The organism is Xanthomonas sp. DAR33341 (assembly GCF_003992815.1).
Taxonomy (GTDB): Bacteria; Pseudomonadota; Gammaproteobacteria; order Xanthomonadales; family Xanthomonadaceae; genus Xanthomonas; species Xanthomonas cissicola.
Genome location: NZ_QEYV01000023.1, coordinates 149,346 through 169,397, shown reverse-complemented (window position 1 = coordinate 169,397; position 20,052 = coordinate 149,346). Strand labels below are relative to the sequence as shown.

11 protein-coding genes, 1 other RNA gene and 2 pseudogenes are annotated in these 20,052 nt (G+C 62.7%); 5 read left to right on the top strand and 9 right to left on the bottom strand.

Features of this window, described 5'->3' with window-relative positions; all coding sequences use genetic code 11:
• Window positions 1-58 precede the first annotated feature (58 nt).
• From EO156_RS09380 to EO156_RS09365, 4 genes and pseudogenes are all read left to right on the top strand, one after another.
• Window positions 59-1,693, top strand: a complete 1,635-nt coding sequence (locus EO156_RS09380) for a carboxylesterase family protein (RefSeq protein ID WP_029828314.1) — start codon at window positions 59-61, stop codon at window positions 1,691-1,693.
• Between the two features lie 55 nt (window positions 1,694-1,748).
• On the top strand, window positions 1,749-2,603 hold the full coding sequence (locus EO156_RS09375) for an aldo/keto reductase (RefSeq protein ID WP_016848829.1): 855 nt from the start codon (window positions 1,749-1,751) through the stop codon (window positions 2,601-2,603).
• Between the two features lie 202 nt (window positions 2,604-2,805).
• The gene (locus EO156_RS09370) at window positions 2,806-4,917 is read left to right on the top strand and encodes a catalase (protein WP_016848827.1); all 2,112 of its coding nucleotides are present in this window, start codon (window positions 2,806-2,808) and stop codon (window positions 4,915-4,917) included.
• Window positions 4,918-5,252: 335 nt separating this feature from the next.
• Window positions 5,253-6,103 (top strand): annotated as a pseudogene (locus EO156_RS09365) (hypothetical protein); the annotation flags it as partial.
• Window positions 6,104-6,201: 98 nt separating this feature from the next.
• Here EO156_RS09365 and xopP read toward each other — a convergent pair.
• From xopP to EO156_RS09340, 4 genes and pseudogenes are all read right to left on the bottom strand, one after another.
• Window positions 6,202-8,346 (bottom strand): type III secretion system effector XopP, encoded by a 2,145-nt coding sequence (gene xopP, locus EO156_RS09360; protein ID WP_026006792.1) that lies wholly within the window; start codon window positions 8,344-8,346, stop codon window positions 6,202-6,204.
• Between the two features lie 714 nt (window positions 8,347-9,060).
• Window positions 9,061-9,786, bottom strand: a complete 726-nt coding sequence (locus EO156_RS09350; protein WP_016848825.1) for an AraC family transcriptional regulator — start codon at window positions 9,784-9,786, stop codon at window positions 9,061-9,063.
• Window positions 9,787-9,917: 131 nt separating this feature from the next.
• Window positions 9,918-10,379, bottom strand: a complete 462-nt coding sequence (locus EO156_RS09345) for a hypothetical protein (RefSeq protein WP_005934556.1) — start codon at window positions 10,377-10,379, stop codon at window positions 9,918-9,920.
• Window positions 10,380-10,521: 142 nt separating this feature from the next.
• Window positions 10,522-11,138, bottom strand: a pseudogene (locus tag EO156_RS09340) (IS1595 family transposase); the annotation flags it as partial.
• A 314-nt stretch (window positions 11,139-11,452) separates the two neighbouring features.
• Here EO156_RS09340 and EO156_RS24355 point away from each other — a divergent pair.
• A complete protein-coding gene (locus EO156_RS24355; RefSeq protein ID WP_230577996.1) occupies window positions 11,453-12,259 on the top strand; it encodes a S1 family peptidase in 807 nt (268 codons plus the stop codon).
• 540 nt (window positions 12,260-12,799) lie between these two features.
• Here the strand turns inward: EO156_RS24355 and EO156_RS09330 are convergent.
• From EO156_RS09330 to EO156_RS09310, 5 genes are all read right to left on the bottom strand, one after another.
• Complete coding sequence (locus EO156_RS09330; protein ID WP_313905352.1) at window positions 12,800-14,941, bottom strand: S9 family peptidase; 2,142 nt, start codon at window positions 14,939-14,941, stop codon at window positions 12,800-12,802.
• Window positions 14,942-15,076: 135 nt separating this feature from the next.
• A non-coding RNA gene (locus EO156_RS09325) (sX9 sRNA) lies at window positions 15,077-15,152 on the bottom strand.
• Window positions 15,153-15,213: 61 nt separating this feature from the next.
• On the bottom strand, window positions 15,214-16,059 hold the full coding sequence (locus EO156_RS09320) for a transporter (protein WP_016848823.1): 846 nt from the start codon (window positions 16,057-16,059) through the stop codon (window positions 15,214-15,216).
• A gap of 704 nt (window positions 16,060-16,763) precedes the next feature.
• A complete protein-coding gene (locus tag EO156_RS09315; protein WP_011050771.1) occupies window positions 16,764-18,734 on the bottom strand; it encodes an oligopeptide transporter, OPT family in 1,971 nt (656 codons plus the stop codon).
• A 423-nt stretch (window positions 18,735-19,157) separates the two neighbouring features.
• Window positions 19,158-19,976, bottom strand: a complete 819-nt coding sequence (locus EO156_RS09310) for an HDOD domain-containing protein (protein WP_016848822.1) — start codon at window positions 19,974-19,976, stop codon at window positions 19,158-19,160.
• Between the last annotated feature and the right edge of the window lie 76 nt (window positions 19,977-20,052).

The window sequence follows — 20,052 nt, the reverse complement described above, 5'->3', positions numbered from 1 at the left end:
CCTACACGTGCCATCGGGATGATGACGGACGCTTTCATCCCACAGCAGACCCTGGCGCATGCGTGAACTGAACTCCCTTGGTGCTTTTCTGGTGGCAGCCTGCCTGCTGGTTGGCTGCGCACCGCGCCGTCCCGGCGAGGTGCCGGCGCTGGTGCACGCGCCTGATGCGCGTGCCGAGGTGGTGCAGACAACGGCCGGCCCGGTGCGCGGTGTGGCCAGTGCACAGGGTCGGGCATTCCTGGGGGTGCCGTTCGCAGCGCCGCCCGTGGGTGAACTACGCTTTCGCGCACCGCAACCGCCAGCCGCGTGGATGCAGGTCCGCGATGCCACCCAGGCCGGCCCGGCCTGCCTGCCGCGCTATCGCGTCGGGCAGAAGCATGTGTCCGAAGATTGCCTCACGCTCAATGTCTACGCACCGCCCGGCCCCGCACCGGCGCATCCACGCGCGGTGATGGTGTGGATCTATGGCGGCGCGCTGGAACTGGGCAGCAATGTCGACTACGACCTGAGCGCGTTGGCTGCGCGCCAGGATGTGATTGTGGTGGCACCCAACTATCGGCTGGGCGTATTCGGTTTCTACGCGCATCCAGGCCTGCGCGGCGAAGGCGAAGGCGCCTATGCATTGCTCGACCAGCAGGCGGCCTTGCGCTGGGTGCAAGGCAATATCGCCGCATTCGGCGGCGATGCGCACAACGTCACCGTGTTCGGCGAATCGGCCGGTGCGTGGAGCATCTGTTATCAGCTCGCTTCGCCCGGCGCGGCGGGGTTGTTTCAACGCGCCATCCTGCAAAGCGGCAGCTGCCTGGCGAGCGATTCCAGCGTGCCGCAGCGCGAGGCAGAAAGTGGCGGCGTGCGTATGGCACAAAGCCTGGGCTGCGCGCACGCGCCCGATGCGGCCGCATGCCTGCGCGCACTGCCGGCCGACACGCTGGCCGATGCAGCACCACAACGCCGCGGACTGACCGGCAGCGATGCGTGGGCGCCGATGTCCGGTGGCCAGGCGTTGCCGCTGCCACCGGCCGCTGCAATCGCCAGCGGCCGGCATGTGCAGGTGCCGGTACTGATGGGCACCAATCGCGACGAAGGACGTCTGTTTGCGCAATTGCTGTCCTATATCGGCAAGCTCAACCTGCGCAGCGGTTATGAAGCGCGCGTGCAACGCATGCATGCCTCGCCTGCCCCGGTCCTGAGGCAATACGCAGCCGTTGCCGCACAATCGCACTGGGAGGCGTTCGCCGACATCGTGACCGATGGTGGCTTCGCCTGCCCCACACGCCGGCTGGGACGGGCCTTGCGCACGCATGCGCCGGTGTATGTCTACGAGTTCCACGACCCGGACGCGCCTTACGGTCTGTTACGCCTGCCGTTTTCGCCTGCATTGGGCGCTTTCCATGCCTCTGAACTGGTGTATCTGTTTCAGCGCCCGTGGGTGCTCAGTGGCAAGCCGCAGTTCAGTCCGGCGCAGCAGGCGTTCGCCAATACGATGCAGGATTACTGGGGTGCGTTCGCACGCACTGGCGACCCCAACGGCGGCGGGCGGCCGCCGTGGTCGCTTTTTGACGGCGACACGCCGCTGACGCTGTCGCCGCAGAGGATCGGCGCAACGCCCGACTTCGTGCAGCGTCATCGTTGTGCGTTCTGGGATGCGCATGCAGACACTGCGACAACATCGGTGCAGCCATCGTCGCAGTGACAAGGCCACCGATGTAACGGTCATCACCCTCATTCCAACGCGGCAGGAACCCGTCATGTCCGAATCGTCTTCCCCTTCCTGCGCGCAGGTGCGCCTGCGCAACGGGCGTCGCGTGCCCGTGCTGGGCCTGGGCTCCTGGAACCTGGGCCAGGGCCGGCATGCGCCCGAGCAGGAAATCCAAGCGCTGCAACTCGGGCAGCAATTGGGCATGCAGCTGATCGACACCGCCGAGATGTATGGCAATGGCCGCTCGGAGCAATTGATCAGCCAGGCCATCGGCCGCACGCAACCGCCCTACGTGGTGTCCAAGGTGTTGCCCAGCAATGCCAGCGCGCGCGGGATTGCGCGTGCCTGCGAAGCCAGCCTGCAACGGCTGGGAGTGCGCACATTGGACCTGTACCTGTTGCACTGGCGTGGCGGCAGCGATCTGGCCGAAGTGGTGGACGCGTTCGAAGCACTACGCGATGCCGGCAAGATCCGAGATTGGGGCGTGTCTAACTTCGACGTCGATGACATGGAGGATCTCTGGGCAATCGATGGCGGCTCGCAGTGCCTGGTCAACCAGGTGCTGTACCACGCTGCCAGCCGCGGCATCGAATTCGACCTGCTGCCCTGGTGCGCCGCGCACGAGGTAGCCGTAATGGCGTATTCGCCGCTTGGCAGCCGCGCGTTGCTGGATCATCCGGTCTTGCACGCCATCGGCGAGCGTCGTGGCGTTGCGGCCACTGCGGTGGCGCTTGCGTGGGCCATCCGCAGCGGCAATGTCATCGCCATTCCCGAATCCGGAACGCCGGCGCATGTGCGTGCCAATGCCGCTGCCTGCACGCTGCAATTGCACGCAGACGATCTTGCCGAAATCGATCGCGCCTTCGCGCCGCCTACGCGCAAACAGCCCTTGGATCTGCTGTAAATGGCGCAATGGTCGCGTTCGCTGCCTCGCGAGTGCATGGCTATGTGCAACGCGTGACCGATGCAACATCCAACTGCGACATGGCGCAATGTTCGCTGCGCATGTGAGTATTCGTTCGCATACAGACACACGCAATTAACAGCACCACTCCCAGGCTTTATTGATCAGCCCGCATCCCAAGCCCGCCTACAGTGGAGTCCCCATGGCCAAGTCCCCCAGTAAATCCGCGCAGGTTCCCGCCGTCTCACCTGCTGCAAGCGCCACGCCCGATGTGTCGCGCGGTACTGGCGATGAGTTGCACCAGAAGGCCGGCGGTACGCATCCGCAACTGACTACCAACCAGGGCATTCCGGTTGGCGACAACCAGAATTCGCTGCGCGCAACGCCGCGTGGCCCGACGTTGCTGGAAGATTTCATCCTGCGGGAAAAGATCACCCACTTCGATCATGAGCGCATCCCCGAGCGCATCGTGCATGCGCGCGGCAGTGCCGCGCACGGCTATTTCGAGCTGACCAAGTCGCTGAGCCAGTACACCACCGCCAAGATCTTTACCGAGGTTGGCGAAAAAACCCCGTTATTCACCCGTTTTTCCACTGTCGCAGGCGGCGCCGGCTCGGTGGATACGCCGCGCGATGTGCGCGGGTTCGCGGTGAAGTTCTACACCAAGGAAGGCAACTGGGATCTGGTCGGCAACAACATCCCGGTGTTCTTCATCCAGGATGCGATGAAGTTCCCGGACCTGATTCATGCGGTGAAGATGGAGCCGGATCGCGGTTTCCCGCAGGCCGCCAGTGCGCATGACACGTTCTGGGATTTCATCTCGCTGACGCCCGAATCGATGCACATGATCATGTGGGCGATGAGCGACCGCACCATTCCGCGTTCGCTGCGCACGATCGAAGGATTCGGTATCCATAGCTTCCGTTTCCTCAATGAGAAAGGCGAGAGCACCTTCGTCAAATTCCATTGGCGTCCCAAGCTAGGCCTGCAATCGACCATCTGGGACGAGGCGGTCAAGATCGCCGGTGCCGATCAAGACTTTCACCGTCGCGATCTGTTCGAAGCGATCCAGAGAGGCGACTTTCCGGAGTGGGAACTGGGCGTGCAGCTGTTCACCGAAGCGCAGGCAGAAACCTTCCCCTTCGATCATCTCGACTCGACCAAGGTCATTCCGGAAGAGTTGATACCGTTGCAGATCGTCGGCCGCATGGTGCTCGACCGCTGGCCGGACAATTTCTTCGCCGAAACCGAACAGGTTGCCTACTGCCCAGCCAATATCGTGCCCGGCATCGACTTCAGCAACGACCCGCTGCTGCAAGGTCGGTTGTTCTCGTATCTGGACACGCAACTGAGCCGCCTGGGCGGGCCCAATTTCCACCAGATTCCGATCAATGCACCCAAGTGCCCGTTCGCCAACAACCAGCGCGACGGCCACATGCAGATGGGTGTGCCGAAGGGCCGCGTCGCTTATGAGCCCAGCTCGCTGCAGGCCGATGCGCCGCGCGAAGCGCTGCGTGGCTTCCCCAGCCACGCAACCCCGGCCGAAGAAGGCGCCAAGGGCCGTGTGCGTGCAGAGAGCTTTGCCGATCATTACAGCCAGGCGCGCCTGTTCTTCCGCAGCCAGACCGCACCGGAACAGGCGCACATCGCGTCGGCACTGGTGTTCGAACTGTCCAAGGTGGAAACCGCGCACGTGCGCGACGCCATCGTGGGCCATCTGCGGCACATCGACCCGGAGCTGGCGCAGCGAGTGGCCGATGGCCTCGGTATGACCAGCCTGCCGCCCGCTCCGCCGGCTGCCGTGGCGCCGATCGACATGCCGCTCTCGCCTGCCTTGCAGGTCATCGGCAAGATGAAGGACACCTTGAAAGGGCGCACGGTGGGCATCCTGATTCACGATGGCTCGGACGCAGCGGCGATCAAGGCCGTACGCAAGGCGGCCGAAGCTGCGGGCGCGACGGTCAAGATCGTTGCGCCAAAGCTCGGCGGCGCCAAGCTCAACGACGGCAAGCAGTTGGCCGCCGACGGGCAGCTGGCGGGGACGCCCTCGGTGGTGTTCGACGCGGTGGCGGTGCTGCTGTCCTCGGAAGCGGCCAAGCTGCTGACACGCGAATCGGCGGCGCTGGATTTCGTGAGTTTTGCCTGGGCGCATCTGAAGGCCATCGCGTTCGACGAAGGCGCGCAGTTGTTGTTGAAGGCCGGCAACGTCGGCAAGGATGCGGGCGTGGTTCCCGCCGCCGATACCAAGGCATTCATTACCGCAGCAAAAACCCGCCAGTGGGCACGCGAGCCGAAGGTGCGCATGCTGGCGTAGCCGCCCTAGGGAAGGCCCGATCACCCGGTTGAAAACCGAGGGGCGCCACATCCGCCGCGCTGGCGGTCCCACGCCACCCGGTTCTCGCCGCTACCACGCGTTTGCGCGGTAGCGGTGGGTTACGCCCCCCATTTCCACGGCAGGGGTCAGTTGTTTCGCTTTAGCCACCGCTTCGATCGCGCAAGCAGCATGCGCATCTAAGCAATGTTCGTCACCAAGCCGCGATAGCACCCTGACGTGAGCGACGTTTATCTGCGATGAGCCTGTCCGGAAGCGCTGTTGTCTTTTCGCGCTCCAAGGCGACGTTGGGAGGCAGCGATGTCGGCATGGTCGGGATGCTCTATGGCCAGGAGCATCTTGTCAAAACCGGAATATCGCGAAGCCTGCTGGGGCAAGCAGTGGAATGTTGCGCGAAGGGGCAAGGCGCGGAGGCCAACAAGCGCTTGGGCTACATCGTCGGCTCGGCAGCCAGGCTGCTTGAAGGCACCATGGACAAAGAGGCCACGCAACAATGGCTGACACTGGCCTTCCATGCCTTTCTCGATACCGAAACAGGGACGACATTGACGGAAAAGCGAAGACGGGTGCGTTGGACATCGACGCTGTCTGCGAGATTCACGACAGTCTGGTTGCCGCTGATCCTCGATTACGCAACCCGCTTGGTATCCCTGCCTTATTTGACGTCATCAACGTCGCGGCCGCACAGGACTTGGTCAATGCGCTGCAGGGCCACCATCTTTCGCGGCAAAACATTCCGGACTCATCACTGCTGGCACTGCCCAACACGTCTTGATCGCCTCGCGACGCCTTCATGATGCAGAGCCGCTGGATACATTCCTGACCAAGGCGTTTCTGCCGCCTGACGTTTCGCTTGCGCAGGCCAAGCAGGCCGCTGTCCGTGTTAAAAGAGCTGCCGCCGGCAGCGATGCGCAGGTAAATGAACTGACCGCAGACCACGCGCTGCGCGAATGAACGATCCGGTCAATCTTCGTTCGGGCAAACAGGCATTGATCGATACGCTGCGCAACAGCGGTCTGGACGGGCTGTTCGCCTGGCTGCTGGCCAGGCTGGCCCTGAGCGAAGCGTCTGATCTGGGCCCTGACAATATGCTGGCCATTCCCGGAGAAGATGCACGCTACAAGGTCCTCAGCATGATGGGACCGGCTTTCGCTACAACCGGGAAAAGGCCTGCTGCAACTGGCCACTCACATTGAGTGATCCGTGCGCTGAGGGCATGTATTCCGGCGATCTCCTTCCTTGGTAAGGACCGACCGAGCGTCGTGATTATTGTTGCCCGCCAGAGCCAGCCGCCCAAAGCTGGCCAAGCAGCTTGGAGCCGATGGTTGCCCGGTGCACCTTGGCCTCGGTATTTCCGAGGGCGCGCATCATCTCCTCCCAGCGTGCGCCCAGGTTGACCTCCCTCGCGGTCTTCAGGTGGACGGCGGCCAAGTCCTTGTAATGGAGCGCGCGCAGCCTGGCGGGGGTTACCGGTTTTTCGGTATGTACGTGGACGAACCAGGGCGCGGGAATGTCTCCATTTGACTGCGGCGCGTGCTCGATACGCACCTCGAATAGCCTGCCACCGTCGCCCGCCGAGCGAAGGCGCTTCGGCGCCGTGACGCGTGCCACTCCATTCATCGCCAACAGGCGCTCCAGATGCGGTGCCCGTGGTTGCGGATCGGTCTTGAGCGCATCGGCTTCGCGCCGTTCGAAAGCATCCTCGATCCTCTGGAGAAACCGCAGCCGCGTGTCGAGTTGTTCGATGCGCCCGTCTCCTGCACGGAGCTTGCTTTTGAGCTGCAGCAGACGCTCACTCGATCCGAACCAGCCCTGCATGCAGGTCCTGGCAAAATCGAAGGCTGTCGCCGCGTCATGCCTGGAGTCGCCGATCAGGCGCTCTACGTCGGTGGTGTCCTTGCCGAGGCGCTTGGCGAGCGCGATGAAATCGCCCCCGAGTTCTGCCACTGGTAACGACTCCAGGCGCGTGCCTCTGAGTATCTCGTCGGCCTGCTTTTGCGCTGCGCTGCGCTCGTCAATGACCCGTCGCGCGGCGGGCGCTGCCGCCGAGCTGGAAGCATCAGGCGTGCGCGTGCGTGCCTTGTATGACCTGCTCGATTTGCCTGCTGTCGTTGTCGTTGTCGGCACGCTTGGTGTGCTCGACGCCGGTGCTTGCTCGGGCGTAGCCGCTGCTGCGCCAATCAGCTGCCTGTCCTGGATGGCGAAATCACACACGTCAAGAATTGCCTGGCGTTGGTCGGCAAGTGCCTGGGCAAGATCGAGCATCGTTGGCCATAGATGATCTGTGGCACGCCCCCCGTCCTCGATGAGCGCGGCGGCATCCATACACAGCTGCGTCGCCGCTCGGCCACGCAGCTCGGCGTATTCGACAAGCACTTGCTTGTACATGGCCAGCATCTGCGGCGTCAGTGAGTGCTCGGTTGAGGACAGGCGTTCGATATGGATCTGGATCACATGCCTGAGCGCTTCACCCACCTCAGCGTGGCCAAGATCCTCGACTTCCTCGAGCTCCCTCAGTCCGTCAAGCACCTGGGGCAGGCCGCAATTGCAGGCCTCATCGGCAAGTCTCCTTGAATGTATTTCGACGAGCATTCCGCGGACGGTCTGCATCCGTTCATGGCACGATCCCATCATCGCCCTGACGACCGGGAGATGGGCCTTGAGCGACTCACGCGGCCCCTGACCCGTCATCGGCGACTTGATGCGCTGGCAAACCTCCTCCATCGCTGCAAGGGCATTCAGAAGATGCCCGCGTAACGCAAGCCATGGTTCCGGTTGCTGCAGACGGAGGGCCTCAGGGGAAAACACCACCATCTCGACCCTTTGGGTCCGCACATGGCCCAATTCGGTAGCCACTTTCTGATCGATCATCTCCTTGCATGAGTCGTGGTGCAGGCATGCGGCTACGGCGAGATGCGTCACCAGGAAATCCTCGTGTTCTTCGATATTGTCGACCGGCATGCGTTTTTGGATACTCAACTCGGCCAGCGCCTGCAAGGCCTGTCGAGCGGATTCGATCGCAGACGTTCCGGACCGGAGTCTTGCTTCCAGGGCTCTGATATCCGTTGGCTGTGTCGGCACTATGTTTTGTGCCAGGTCGTTGAAGCGTGTCAGCCTGGACGAGGCCTTGCTCAATACTTCGAAAGGATCTGGCCCTTGCGGAACTGACGGCGCGGCAAAGAGCGCCGCCATGACGTCCTGTGCGTTGGTAGAGGATGCCGCTGGGAGATTGGCTCTGGAAGCCCGGCCCAGCCGCCGCGGCCTGATGGAAAGCCCGCCGAGTTGCGCTGAGGGCGCCGCACTGTCGGCAGACGTGCTTGCGGCTGATCCCGAGCCCGATGGTGTCGGTGCAGTTTGAATCAATTGCGCGGGATCCGGTGGGGCCTGCTTGGTCGATTCAATCTTAGGCACGTTGCATCCTCCGATATCGCCATTCAATTTGCTCGCGCACGGCGTCCGAGTGTCCCCCCGCCCGGGAATGTGCGTGGAACGTGGTGGTGCGGCACCCCAGCCTTGCTAGCCGGCAGCAATGCGTGTTGCCACTGCGTGACGCAATAACCGCGTTACCTGTGCCATGGCGCTCGAGCCACCTGCCTCATCGTGTTGCATGCTGCAGCGCCTGCGTCACTCACTGCTCGCTGCACCCTGCATTCTTCATCATGCAATTGCGGGATGACCTGCAGCGACTCCGTATTGCCGTTTCAACGCAAGAAGCGCGACCCACTCATGTCGATGTGCGTGACATCGCCGCCTTAGTAGACCACCGAATGCTGCGCCGTTCGCATGCGGCGCGAATGCTTGGTGACTGATACGAAGACGACTCGACTGCGCACGCCGTTATTCAAGGACCGGACAAGGCGATCAAGGCATCTCCAACTACTTTGAGCTCCTATCAAGACCCGCTAACACGTCCGACGCCCTTTGACTGTGAGACGAGTGCGAAGCGTCCTGTGGCGCGTGGAGACAAGGCGTGCGCTGCGGCCCAGGCTAGCCGCCTGGGCAAGGCGCGCGACGCGGTATCGGCCCGCCACAGGGCGCTTGTTGGAAAAACACCTCATCGGGCAGTTCAAGAGAATTCAGGCGCACCCCATGTCTTGCGCATGCACGTTGAGATCGCCCCGCCCTCTACACTGTTTCGGTCGAAAACTGCTGCGCATTCGCCAACGCACGATATTCGCGCGGCGTCATACCCACCGCTAGCTTGAATTGCCGCGCGAAGGCGCTTTGATCGCTGAAGCCGCAAGCGTGGCCGATTTCGGTGAGGCTCTTGTTTCCGTGCAGCAGATGCATCGCCATCTGCAGGCGTAGCTTGGCCAATACTTGCTGCGGCGTGAGCTGGAATACCTTGCGGAACGAGCGTTGCAGCTTGGACATGGAAAATCCGGTGATCTCCACCAGAGCCTGCATGCGGACGTTCTGCGCGTAATTGGCGTTGAGATACGCCAGCGCAAGTCGCAGCTTTTCGTATTGCGATTCGTGGCCATCCTGCGGGCCCAGATCGCGCGAGATGCCGATGATGCCCTGCACCTTGCCGTTCACCACCAACGGCCGCTTGCAGGTCAGGCACCAGCCAGGCTCACGGTTGGCGAACAGGTGGAGCTCCAGCAGGTTGTCGATCACCTCGCCGGCCAGCACCTGCTCGTCCTGATTGGCGTAGTTGGCGCCCAGGCCACTGGGATAGACCTCGGCCACACGCTTGCCGATCAGGTCCTTGCGCGACTTCAGCCCCAGCCGCCGCAGCATGGTCTGGTTGACGTGGGTGTAGCGGCCCTCGCGATCCTTGACGAAGAACAACACGTCCGGCACGGCATCGAACAACGCTTCAAGATCGGCAGGATCGATGCTCTTCATGCGAAAGGGTTCATGCAGGGCAAGGTGCTCGAGACCGGGAAAGGCGCATCAAACCAGGCGCGCGATCGAAACAATCCGCCCCTGCCGCGCCATGATACGCCGCATGCGCGATCTGCCTGCGGCCTGGGGACTCAGCGCGAGTTGTTGCCTGCGTCCACTGCCGCCGGTGCAGGCTTGGCATCTCCCGCCGCAGCGGTCGGGTTACCGATGCGATCCAGCGGCACCTGTCGCGCACGCCAGCTCTGCACCACCGCCGCACCGGCCTGTGAGCCTACCTGCACGCGCAGGCGCGCGCTGCCGCCGGGCGCAATGAACTCGATCTCGCAGTCGCCAGCGGCCATGCAGCTATCGGCCGCAAGGGGATCCACCACTTGCCAGCCTTGCTCCATCACCGCCTGCGCAAACGCGCGATACCCCATGCCGGATTTCAGCACGGCCGGCAATGGCACGCTCGCGTCGCCGCCTTGCTCGGACGACGCAGGCAGCGCCACCGGCGCGCGCGCAGGCGCAACGGCAGGCCGCGACGCAGCGCCCAACGCGGGACTGCAGATCAGAGCGATTACCCACAATGCGGGGCGGAACGACGTGCGCATGCAAACGGTCCTTGCGGTCCTGGCAGGGAACTGGGAAGAGGAAGATGCGCTAGTTTGACATGCCCGTGATGCGCTGCGGCAATCGCATTTGGGATGCATTGGCCCGTGATCTGGACAGCGGCGTTGCAACCGGTTCACGCCAAGCGTGCTCATCCAGCGCACGTGATGTCATTGGATCGGTATGGACCTTACATTCGGGCACCAGGCGACGGGCGATCCAGTCCTGCAGCGAGATGTTGTCGAAGCTGCGCACCGGCTCGATCACCACACAGCGTGGTGCGGGGAAGGTGGCATCAGTCTGCACCGCCATCAGGAACGGCTGCTTGTTCTCCGATCCGCGTCAGGCCTTGCCGCCGTTGCGCTCACCGCCAGGATAGGTATCGATCTGCACGAAACCGGTCAGTTTGCGCATGGCTTCGCGCTCGGCCATGACCTGCATGATCTTGTGCGTCATCCGCCAGGCGCTTTTGTCGTTGATGCCCAGATGGCGCATCGGCTTCAGCGCGACCATGTTGGTCTTGGTCGAGGTCAACAGCTGCAAGGCCAGCACCAGGTGCGCAGCGGTAGCTTGGTGCCTTGGAACATCGTGCCAGCGATCAGGCTGGTCTGGTGCCGGCAAGCGCTGCACTGGTAGTAGATGATGCCGCCACGCTTGAAGCGCGAGCGCACTCGTCCGGCACAGCAAGGGCAGCGAAATCCCTGCAGCCACCGCCACTTGTAAAGTGCGCGATAGCACTTATAGCGGCTAACAAAACCCAGGAAGAAGTCGTGAGCAGAGCATGGAGCCTAGACTCAACTTCCAAGAACATGCCAGCCAGAGCAACGCCAATTAGCCTCGGTGCCGTAGGACGCGAAGAACTCAGGCATCGACAATCTTGCCTGGAACTGCGCGGCATTGATGCTCATCACGCCACCTCATTGGCTTCAGGTGACGGCAGCATCCACCCAGCCCGACGCAGATACTGCGACAGCCGGCTGAAGGTAAAGGCTAATCAGGTAATTTATTTATTTGGGTTGATCCTCAAATTGATGCATGCTATAGATTAATTGCAGGGAAATCCAAGGAGACTAGGATGAAATTTTGCGCAAAAATAGTATTTTTAAGTCTTTCTCTCGTTTCTCTTAATTCGGCCGCTCAATCTCGTGGCGTGAATGTAGAGAGTGACGAAGTCAAGGCTTACGCAAGGAGCGCTATGATAAGTCCTTCTGAGGCAGCGAGAAGAGTGAATCTTCAAGAAAGCTCCTCGAAAGATTTGGCAGCTTTAACGAGTCGTTATAAAGATCGTCTTGCAGGTGCCTATTGGGAGGATTCACCTGATTTCCGGTATGTTATCAGATTAAAAGGCAATAACCCGATTCCTCCAGTAAAGCTATCGACAGCGTTTGGCGATGTGCCTGTTGTAGTTAAAACCGGGGCTGGCAAGACTATGGAGGAAGTGCAGCAAATAATTAATGAGAATAAGCAGGCCATTGTCAAGAGCATACCCGGGCTGCAGGGTTATTTTTATGATGAGAAAACAGGTGAGATTGTCTTGTATGTCTACGTTCCGGAGCCGGAAAAGGAAGGTATAAAGAAGGAGGTTTCTGCGCTTGCAAGAGCGCTTGGGAATCCGGTCCGCATAGATTTCATGCCTGGGCCGATGCGGAATACAGCATACCTCCGGGGCGGCAACATACTTCAGGGTTCGAACGGTAATCAATGTACAACTGGCTTTATGGTTAGAGATGTTGCGACAAAAATGCCGGGAGTATTAACTGCTGGCCATTGCCCAAATACCATGGTTTATTACAACTGGGTTCCTGCCGGACAACCTGGACATGTAACTGCTATTCTGGGCTTCAAAAAAGAAATGTGGGATGCCAGTCACGACTTGCAGTGACATAGTTTTCCAAGCATAGGTTATGAGGCATCATCGTCAATTACTGGATCGACCACTGATCCAGCTGGTATCGAGGCTATAATATTTTCGGGTACGGCCAGTGTGGGGCAGCGAATTTGTCATCGCGGGGTAAATACTGGGTTTTCTTGTGGAGTTGTATCGGCAACAAGTTTTGGCTTTTTGCCTGGAGCCTGTAATGGCCAGAATTGTGATAATTCTGCTTACATGGTCATGGTTGGAAAGGAGCTAGCTTGCTTCGGCGGTGACAGCGGCGGCCCAGTCTGGAGCTCATCTACCGCGTATGGGATTGTGACTGCTGCTGCATACGCCGGCGCTAATCCTGGGCAGTGCGGCTCACTTGTATATATGAGAATTGGGAAACTAATAGATGCTGGATTGCGTCTCTTTTGATATCGATGCGACATAAGATCTGCGTGAGTCGGCATCCTCTAAAACGATAGGCCGCTTCTCCCAGGTAAGGCCTTGCGTATTTACCTTGCGCAACCGACACGCCGCGCCTGGCGGCGTGTCGGTCGTCCGTCACTGACCGATATGCTGCTTCAGCCAGCTGTTGACGGTGTCATGCCACAAGACGCTGTTATCCGGCTTGAGCACCCAGTGGTTCTCGTCCGGGAAATACAGGAACTTGGAATCGATGCCCTTGCGCTGCAGCGCGGTGAAGGCGGCCAGGCCTTGTTCGACCGGAATGCGGAAATCCTGCTGACCGTGGATGACCAGCATCGGCACCTTCCAGTTGTCTACGTGCAGCACCGGGTTGAACTTCTCGTAGCCGGCCGGGTTCTGCCACGGCGTGCCGCCGTTCTCCCATTCGCTGAACCACAATTCCTCGGTGGCGTAGCCCATGGTGCGGTTGTCGAACACGCCGTCGTGGTCGACCAGGCACTTCCATGGTTGATTCCAGTTGCCGGCCATCCAATAGACCATGTAGCCGCCATAGCTGGCGCCCAATGCGCAGGCCTTGTCGCCGTTGAGGAAGCCGTATTGCTTCTGCGCGGCGGCCCAGCCTTTTTGCAGATCTTCCAGCGGGCGGTCGCCCCAATGCTGGCTGATGGCGTCGGTGAATTCCTGGCCGTAGCCGGTAGAGCCGTGGAAGTCGATCATGACCACCGCATAGCCCTGGCCGGCGTAGGTCTGCGGATTCCAACGGTTGCTCCAGCCATTGCCGAAGCTGCCCTGCGGGCCACCGTGGATCAGGAACGCCACCGGGTACGTCTTGCCTTCCTGGTAGTTGTACGGCTTGACCACGTAGCCATGCACGGTGTCGTTGTTCCAGCCCTTGAACTGGAACTGTTCGTAGTCGCCGAACTGCACCTCTGGCAGCAGTTCGCCGGCGCTTTGGCTGATCGCACGCAGGCCCTGGCCTTGCGTGTCGCTGACGAAGACCTGGTCGCCACTCTTGAGCGAGCTGCGCGTAAACGCCAGCGTATTGCCGGCCAGCGTCGGGGCGTGCACGCTGCCCTCGCCCACCAGCTTGGTGGCCTCGCCGCTGGCGATATCGATCTTGAACAGCGGATGCTCGCCGAGATCGTCGGCACTGGTGTACAGGCTGCTGCCGTCGTCGCTCAGCACGATTTCGCCGGCCGAGCGGTCCCACTTCGGCGCGATCTCGCGGGCCTTGCCGCTGGCCACATCCATCGCCATCAGGCCGAAACGGTCGGCCTCGAAACCCGGGCGCTTCATGGCGCGGTAGTACAGGGTCTTGCCGTCGGTACTGAACACCGGGCCGGCATCCCAGGCCGGGTTGGCCGCGGTCAGGTTGACCGGCGCGGACTTGCCGGTCGCATCCAGGCGGTACAGATCGAAGTTGGTCTGCCACGGCTCGTCGTTACCGGTGGGCTTGCCGCTGGCCTTGGCGTTCTTGCCTGATTCCGGGCCATGCGGCTGCGGAATGCGCACGCTGGCCACCACGCTGCTGCCATCCGGCGACCAGGTGTAATCGTCGTTGCCACCGAACGGCTTGGACGGCGCGTCGCCGGCCAACGTGGCGCTGATCGCCGACGCCCCGACCACTGCCTTGGCACCGGTCGCAGGCAACTCGGCGACGAACAAGGTATTGCGGCGGCCATCGTTCCAGGTGTCCCAATGACGCACGAACAACTGGTCGTAGACCACGCCGCTGGCCTTGTTGTTCTTGCGCTCGCCCAGCTTCTTCTTGGTGCAGCCAAGGTCAGAGCCGCAGTCCTGGAACACGCCCGCGCTGAAGGCGATGCGCTTGCCGTCCGGCGAGAGCTTGTAGCTGTCCACGTCTACTGCAAATGCGGTGAGTTGCTGCGGGGTGCCGCCGGCCATCGGCTGCGCGTAGAGCTGCTGGCTACCGGATTTGCTGCTGAGGAAGTACACCGTCTTGCCGTCCGGCGACAACGCCGGGCTGTTGACGTTCCATCCTTCCGGGGTGAGCCGCTTGGGCGGCGACAAATCGCGGGTGCGCAGATTGCGCACCCACAGGCTGGTGGCCGGCTTGCCATTGGCGGTCTTGGCCTGGCGCTTGGCGAACAGCACCACGCTGCCATCGGGGCTCAGCGTGGGCGAGGACACCCGGTCCAGCGCCACCATGTCGCGCACATCGAAACCGCGCGCGGCGGCAAGGCTTGGCAGGGCAGCCAGCAGACACAGGGGCAATACGGCGTGACGCAGCTTCATCGAGCTCTCCGGCAACGGCAAAACGTCGATGGTAGGCGTTGCTGCGGCGCACGCGCAAAGGCAGGAGGTCATGCGCACGCGACGTGGTGCGCCGCGCACGCATGCGCCTGGCCCATGCCGCCTGCACGCGGCACGGGCGGCTGGGCGCTCTAGAGCGGCTAACAAAACGTAGCGAGCAGTCGTCAAGCGGGTGCGGACGGCGCACAGGAACCGCGGTGTACGCGTGGCACATGCCGATTCCGAGCACCGGCCGCGCCCGCCTGGCGGCTACGCAGTCGTTTTGTGAGCTGCTCCTAGAAGCGGTGCGACAGGCCTACGTAGACCTGCCTGTCGGGCGTGCGGTCGTTGAGGCCGAAATTCGCGCCCACGTCCAGCTGCAATAGCGGGTTGAGCAGATACGTCGCCGCAATATCGGCCGAGTACTGCTCGACGGTCCGTGCAGGGTCGCGGTTGATCGAGGACCACAGCTCAACCGCCATCGACACCTTCGGTGTCAGCGGGCGCGCCAGATTGATCACGTTGACGATGGCGACATGCTTGCCGCTGCCATCGCTGTCGGCCAACCAATCCAGTTCCGGACCGAACGTCAGCGAGAAGCTGTTGGGCAGCGCAAAATTGATCGGCAATGCGACGCCGCCCTCCCATTCGTCGTTGCCCAATCCGGTGCGCGCGGTGGGTGCCTTGACGAACGGCAGCAGCGCCACGCTGGCGGTGTCGCTCTCGTACACACGCGCCTTCATGCGCAGATAGAGATCGCCGCCGCCGCTCAGGCTGCTGCGCGCGCCGGTGGCGCGGTCGGTGGTCTTGACCTGCAGCTGCGGCGCCCAATTGAGTTGCAGATCGATGCGGTCGCTGACGCCGTACTTGAGCGTGGGATTGGTGAAGTACGCTGTTTCTGTGCGTGTGCCGGGCTGGCTGTCGCGCGTGTCATTGCCGATGTCGGTTTCCAGCTGCCAGGCGCCAGCCGGCACGGTGCAGGTGGCATTGGCCTTGGTCGGCCGATCGGTGCAAAGCGCCGCTTCGGTGGCGTCTTGCGCCTGCGCCTGAACTGCGAGGCTGCTCAGCGCTACAGTCACGATGACGGCGAGCAGCGATGCGGGTGTCTTGCGGGTGGACGAGCGCGAGGTGATGGTGGGCATTGCGGTGATTCCAGGGCAAAGCGCGGCACGGATCGCATGACCGTGCAGCGTTGAAGAGTGGGATGAGTAAAGCGTTACGACGCGCGGCATGGCGGCGCTGCGCTTGATCGGCGGCGCCGCAACTGGTTTTTTTTCAGGGCGGCGTCAGTCGGTCACGATGCGATGCATACGCCTGCTGCAGAGAAGTGCGCAGGCTTGCACTGCCAGACACGTGCCTGGCTTTGCGGCGTCATGCACAGCGTGAGCGCGCCACGTTCTACAGCGTGGTTGGGATCAGGATCAGTCCAGGCATGCAGCACTCATGGCGCACCGTTGTGCGGGAGACGGCACGATAAGCAGCAGCGGCATAAAGTCGCTATGCATGGCAGCTGCGCAGGGCGTAAAGCCGGCGCAAAGACATTGAATGTCGATGGCGGTAGCCGATGGCTATGCAGGCAGAGATGCCCTGCATGCGGTAATGCTGCACGGTTCGCATGCGGTGCGTCGGACGCAGTCGCAGCCATGCAATCGAAACGGCGAATCAACTTCCGTCGTACGGAGGACCTGGCGCCATTGCGGCGCTGGCATGTCTTCGCCGGGTAAAGACCGGCGGCCCAGACAGCTGATTCCCGATCCATCACACCTGCAATGGATCAGCCACGCATACAACCACGCGCGGCTTGCAGATGGCGCATGCTGGGCGCATGCGCCATCTGGCATCGCACTCAGGCGACCTGTTCGCCGCGCTTGCCGACGCGATACAGCAGCCAGCCGACCAGGGCCAGAATCGCCAGGCCGACCCACTGGTTGAGCTGCAACGCGGCCGGCAATGCCAGCACATCGGCGCGGCTGGACAGCACGATCGGCACGGCGATGGCGATGCCCATCAATGCCTCGCCGGTGATCAGGCCGGCGGCAAACAGCACGCCCGGGCGATGCACGCGATCACGGCCGTCTTCGTCGTCGGCACGGATGTTGTGGAAGCGCTCCACCAGATGCGCGATCAGACCACCGAGGAAGATCGGCACCATCAATTCCAGCGGCAGATAGATACCGATGGCCGCGGCCAGCACCGGTACACGAAAGCGCTTGCCGGTGGCCTTCAACCATTCGTCCAACGCGATGATGGCTGCACCCACGCCGGCACCGATCGCGATCATGCTCCACGGCAGCTGGCCGCCGAACAGGCCCTTGGCCACCGAGGCCATCAGCGTCGCCTGCGGCGCGCCCAGCGAATTGGGATGCTGTGGCGTAGCTGGGCCGATGCCGTAGGCCTGGGCCAGCAGGTTCAGCACGGGAGCCATGATCAATGCGCACGAAAACGCGCCGATACCCAGCATCAGCTGCTGCTTCCACGGTGTGGCACCGACCAGATAACCGGCCTTGAGATCCTGCAGGTTGTCCCCGCCCACCGCCGCCGCGCAGCACACCACCGCACCGATCATGATGGCGGCCACTGCGCCCAGCGGCGCAGCGCCGATGCCCACCGGCACCAGGCCGCTCTTGCCGAGCAGCAACACCAGCACCGCCGAAGCGAACAGGATGGTGGAGATGGTGATGCCCGACACCGGGTTGTTGGACGAACCGATCAAACCCGCCAGATAGCCCGAAACCGATACGAACAGGAAACCGGCCACGATCATGATGATGGTCATCGGGATCGACACATGCCACTGCTGCACGATGGCCTGATACAGGCCCAGCAGCGGCAGCGTGCACAGCACCAGCGCCACCAGCATCCACTTCATCGGCAGATCGCGCTCGGTCTCTGCAACCACGCCGCCGCCACTCTTGCGCGCAGCGGCAAAGCCGCTCTTGACGCCGGAAAACAGCGATTTACGCAGCGAAAACAGGGTCCACACGCCACCGATCAACATCGCGCCGACACCGAGGTAGCGAATCTTCGCGCCCCAGATGCCGAACGCTGCATCGGCAGCCGACGCACCGACCAGGCTCTGCGCCAGGGCCGGGTCCGAGCCCATGAAGAACTGCTGGTACAGCGGGATGGCGATGTGCCAGGACAGGATCGAGCCGGACAGCACCACGATGCCTACGTTCAACCCGACGATGTAGCCCACGCCCAGCAGCGCCGGCGACAGGTTGGTGCCGATATAGCCCACCAGCCGGCTGCTGCCCAGGTAGGTAGCCTGCGCCCAGGTGTCGGGAATCACGCGCAGGCCGCTGGCCGCAGCCAGCTTGACCAGCGCACCGATGGCGCCGGAGATGGCCAGGATCTTCAAGCCCGGGCCGGGATTTTCGCCGGCCTTGAGCACTTCGGCCGCCGCCTTGCCTTCGGGGAACGGCAGCGGATCTTCGACGATCATCGAGCGCCGCAGCGGCACCGAGAACAACACGCCAAGCAGGCCGCCCATACCGGCGATGCCGAGCACCCACCAGTACTTGAAGTCCGGCCAATAGCCCATGATCACCAGCGCGGGGATGGTGAAGATCACTCCGGCCGCGATCGACGAGCCGGCCGACGCACCGGTCTGGACGATGTTGTTTTCCAGAATGGTGCCACCGCCCAACAGGCGCAGCACGCCCATCGACACGACGGCTGCCGGGATGGCGGTGGCGATGGTCAGGCCGGCGAACAGGCCGAGGTAGGCATTGGCGGCCGAAAGCACCACCGCCAGCACGATGGCCAGCGCGACGGCACGGAAGGTGAGCTGGCGCGGCTGCGCGTCGTGGCTCATTGGGCATTCCCCTGTAGGCAAAAAATCCGCACCACGCTAGCGCCTGCGTCCACGCGAGTCCAGCTGCGGCGCGGCGTGACAGTGTGCGCGCCGTGGCGGGTGGGCTTCACCGGGGCGACCCGACGCACGCGCTGCTGCCTGGGTTGCAATCTGCCAAGCGCGGCGGTATCCGGCGCGTTGCTCTTAAGGACGCGGGCACGTTTCGAAGCACGTTCACGCCAGCGTCGATACAAGTGCGCCGCGCCTGTCACCTGGCGCCAGCTGCCGCCCAGCGGGGGCGTTATCGGGCCAATGCCTGTCCGGATCTGCGCCGGGGCGCGGCGATCACCGCATGCAGCGGCCCGACACCGCGCGTGCGACGCAAGGCGCAACAGACTGCGCATGCGCCGCTACGCGGGGAATGACGCAGCGTCCTGCCCAGGGTTAGTGCAGCAACTCGGCAAAGGCGCGATCTGCCTCGATGACCTCCGGCAACGCGGCGAACAACGCGTCCAGATCAACGCCGTCCATCAGCGGGCTGCGTATCGCTTCCAATGCCGCCGCGGTGGCGCCGCCATGCGCATGCAGCGCATCGCAGACCAGTACCGCCTGGGCCACCAGCAATGGCATGCGCGCACCGTCCGGGGCCGCGGCAGGCCGGACCTGATACCCGATGGCTTCCTGGATCACCACCGGCAACTGCCAGCGCCGTGCCAGCTCGGCCCCGACTTCCGGATAGCCGAAGCCCAGTTGCAGGGTTTCTTCGGCCGCATGACCGGCAGAGGAGGTTTCGTGATTGATGCGGCTGGCGTATTCCGGCGCACCGGACTGGATCAAGAGCTCGCCGATGTTGTGCATCATCCCGCAGGTGAAGGCCGTCTCCGGGTCCACCCCCTGCTGGCGCGCCAGCAGGCGGCAGATGCCGGCCACTTCGAAACTGTGCCGCCAGAAGGCCTTGAGGTCGAAGCCCGGGCCAGCCCGGAACGCGCCAGTCATCGCCGACGCCAGCACCAGCGTGCGCAGGGTGTTGAAGCCCAGCCGCATGGCCGCGTCTTCCACGCTGGTGGAATCGCGCAAGCCATGGAAGCGCGCCGAATTGGCCAGCCGCAACACTTTGGCGGCGATCACCGGATCGCGCTCGATACTGTGCGCCAGCGTATCGATATCGGTCTGCGGATCGTCGAATTGACGGATCAGGTCTTGCGCCACCTTGGGCACGGTGGGCAAGGTGTGCAACTGGTCGAACAACGCCTCCAACTTCATGATCGCCTCGTGGGTGAAAGACAAGCCAGCGCGGCTGCGCGGACCTGCATGGTGTAGCACGGACCGGCTTACTGCC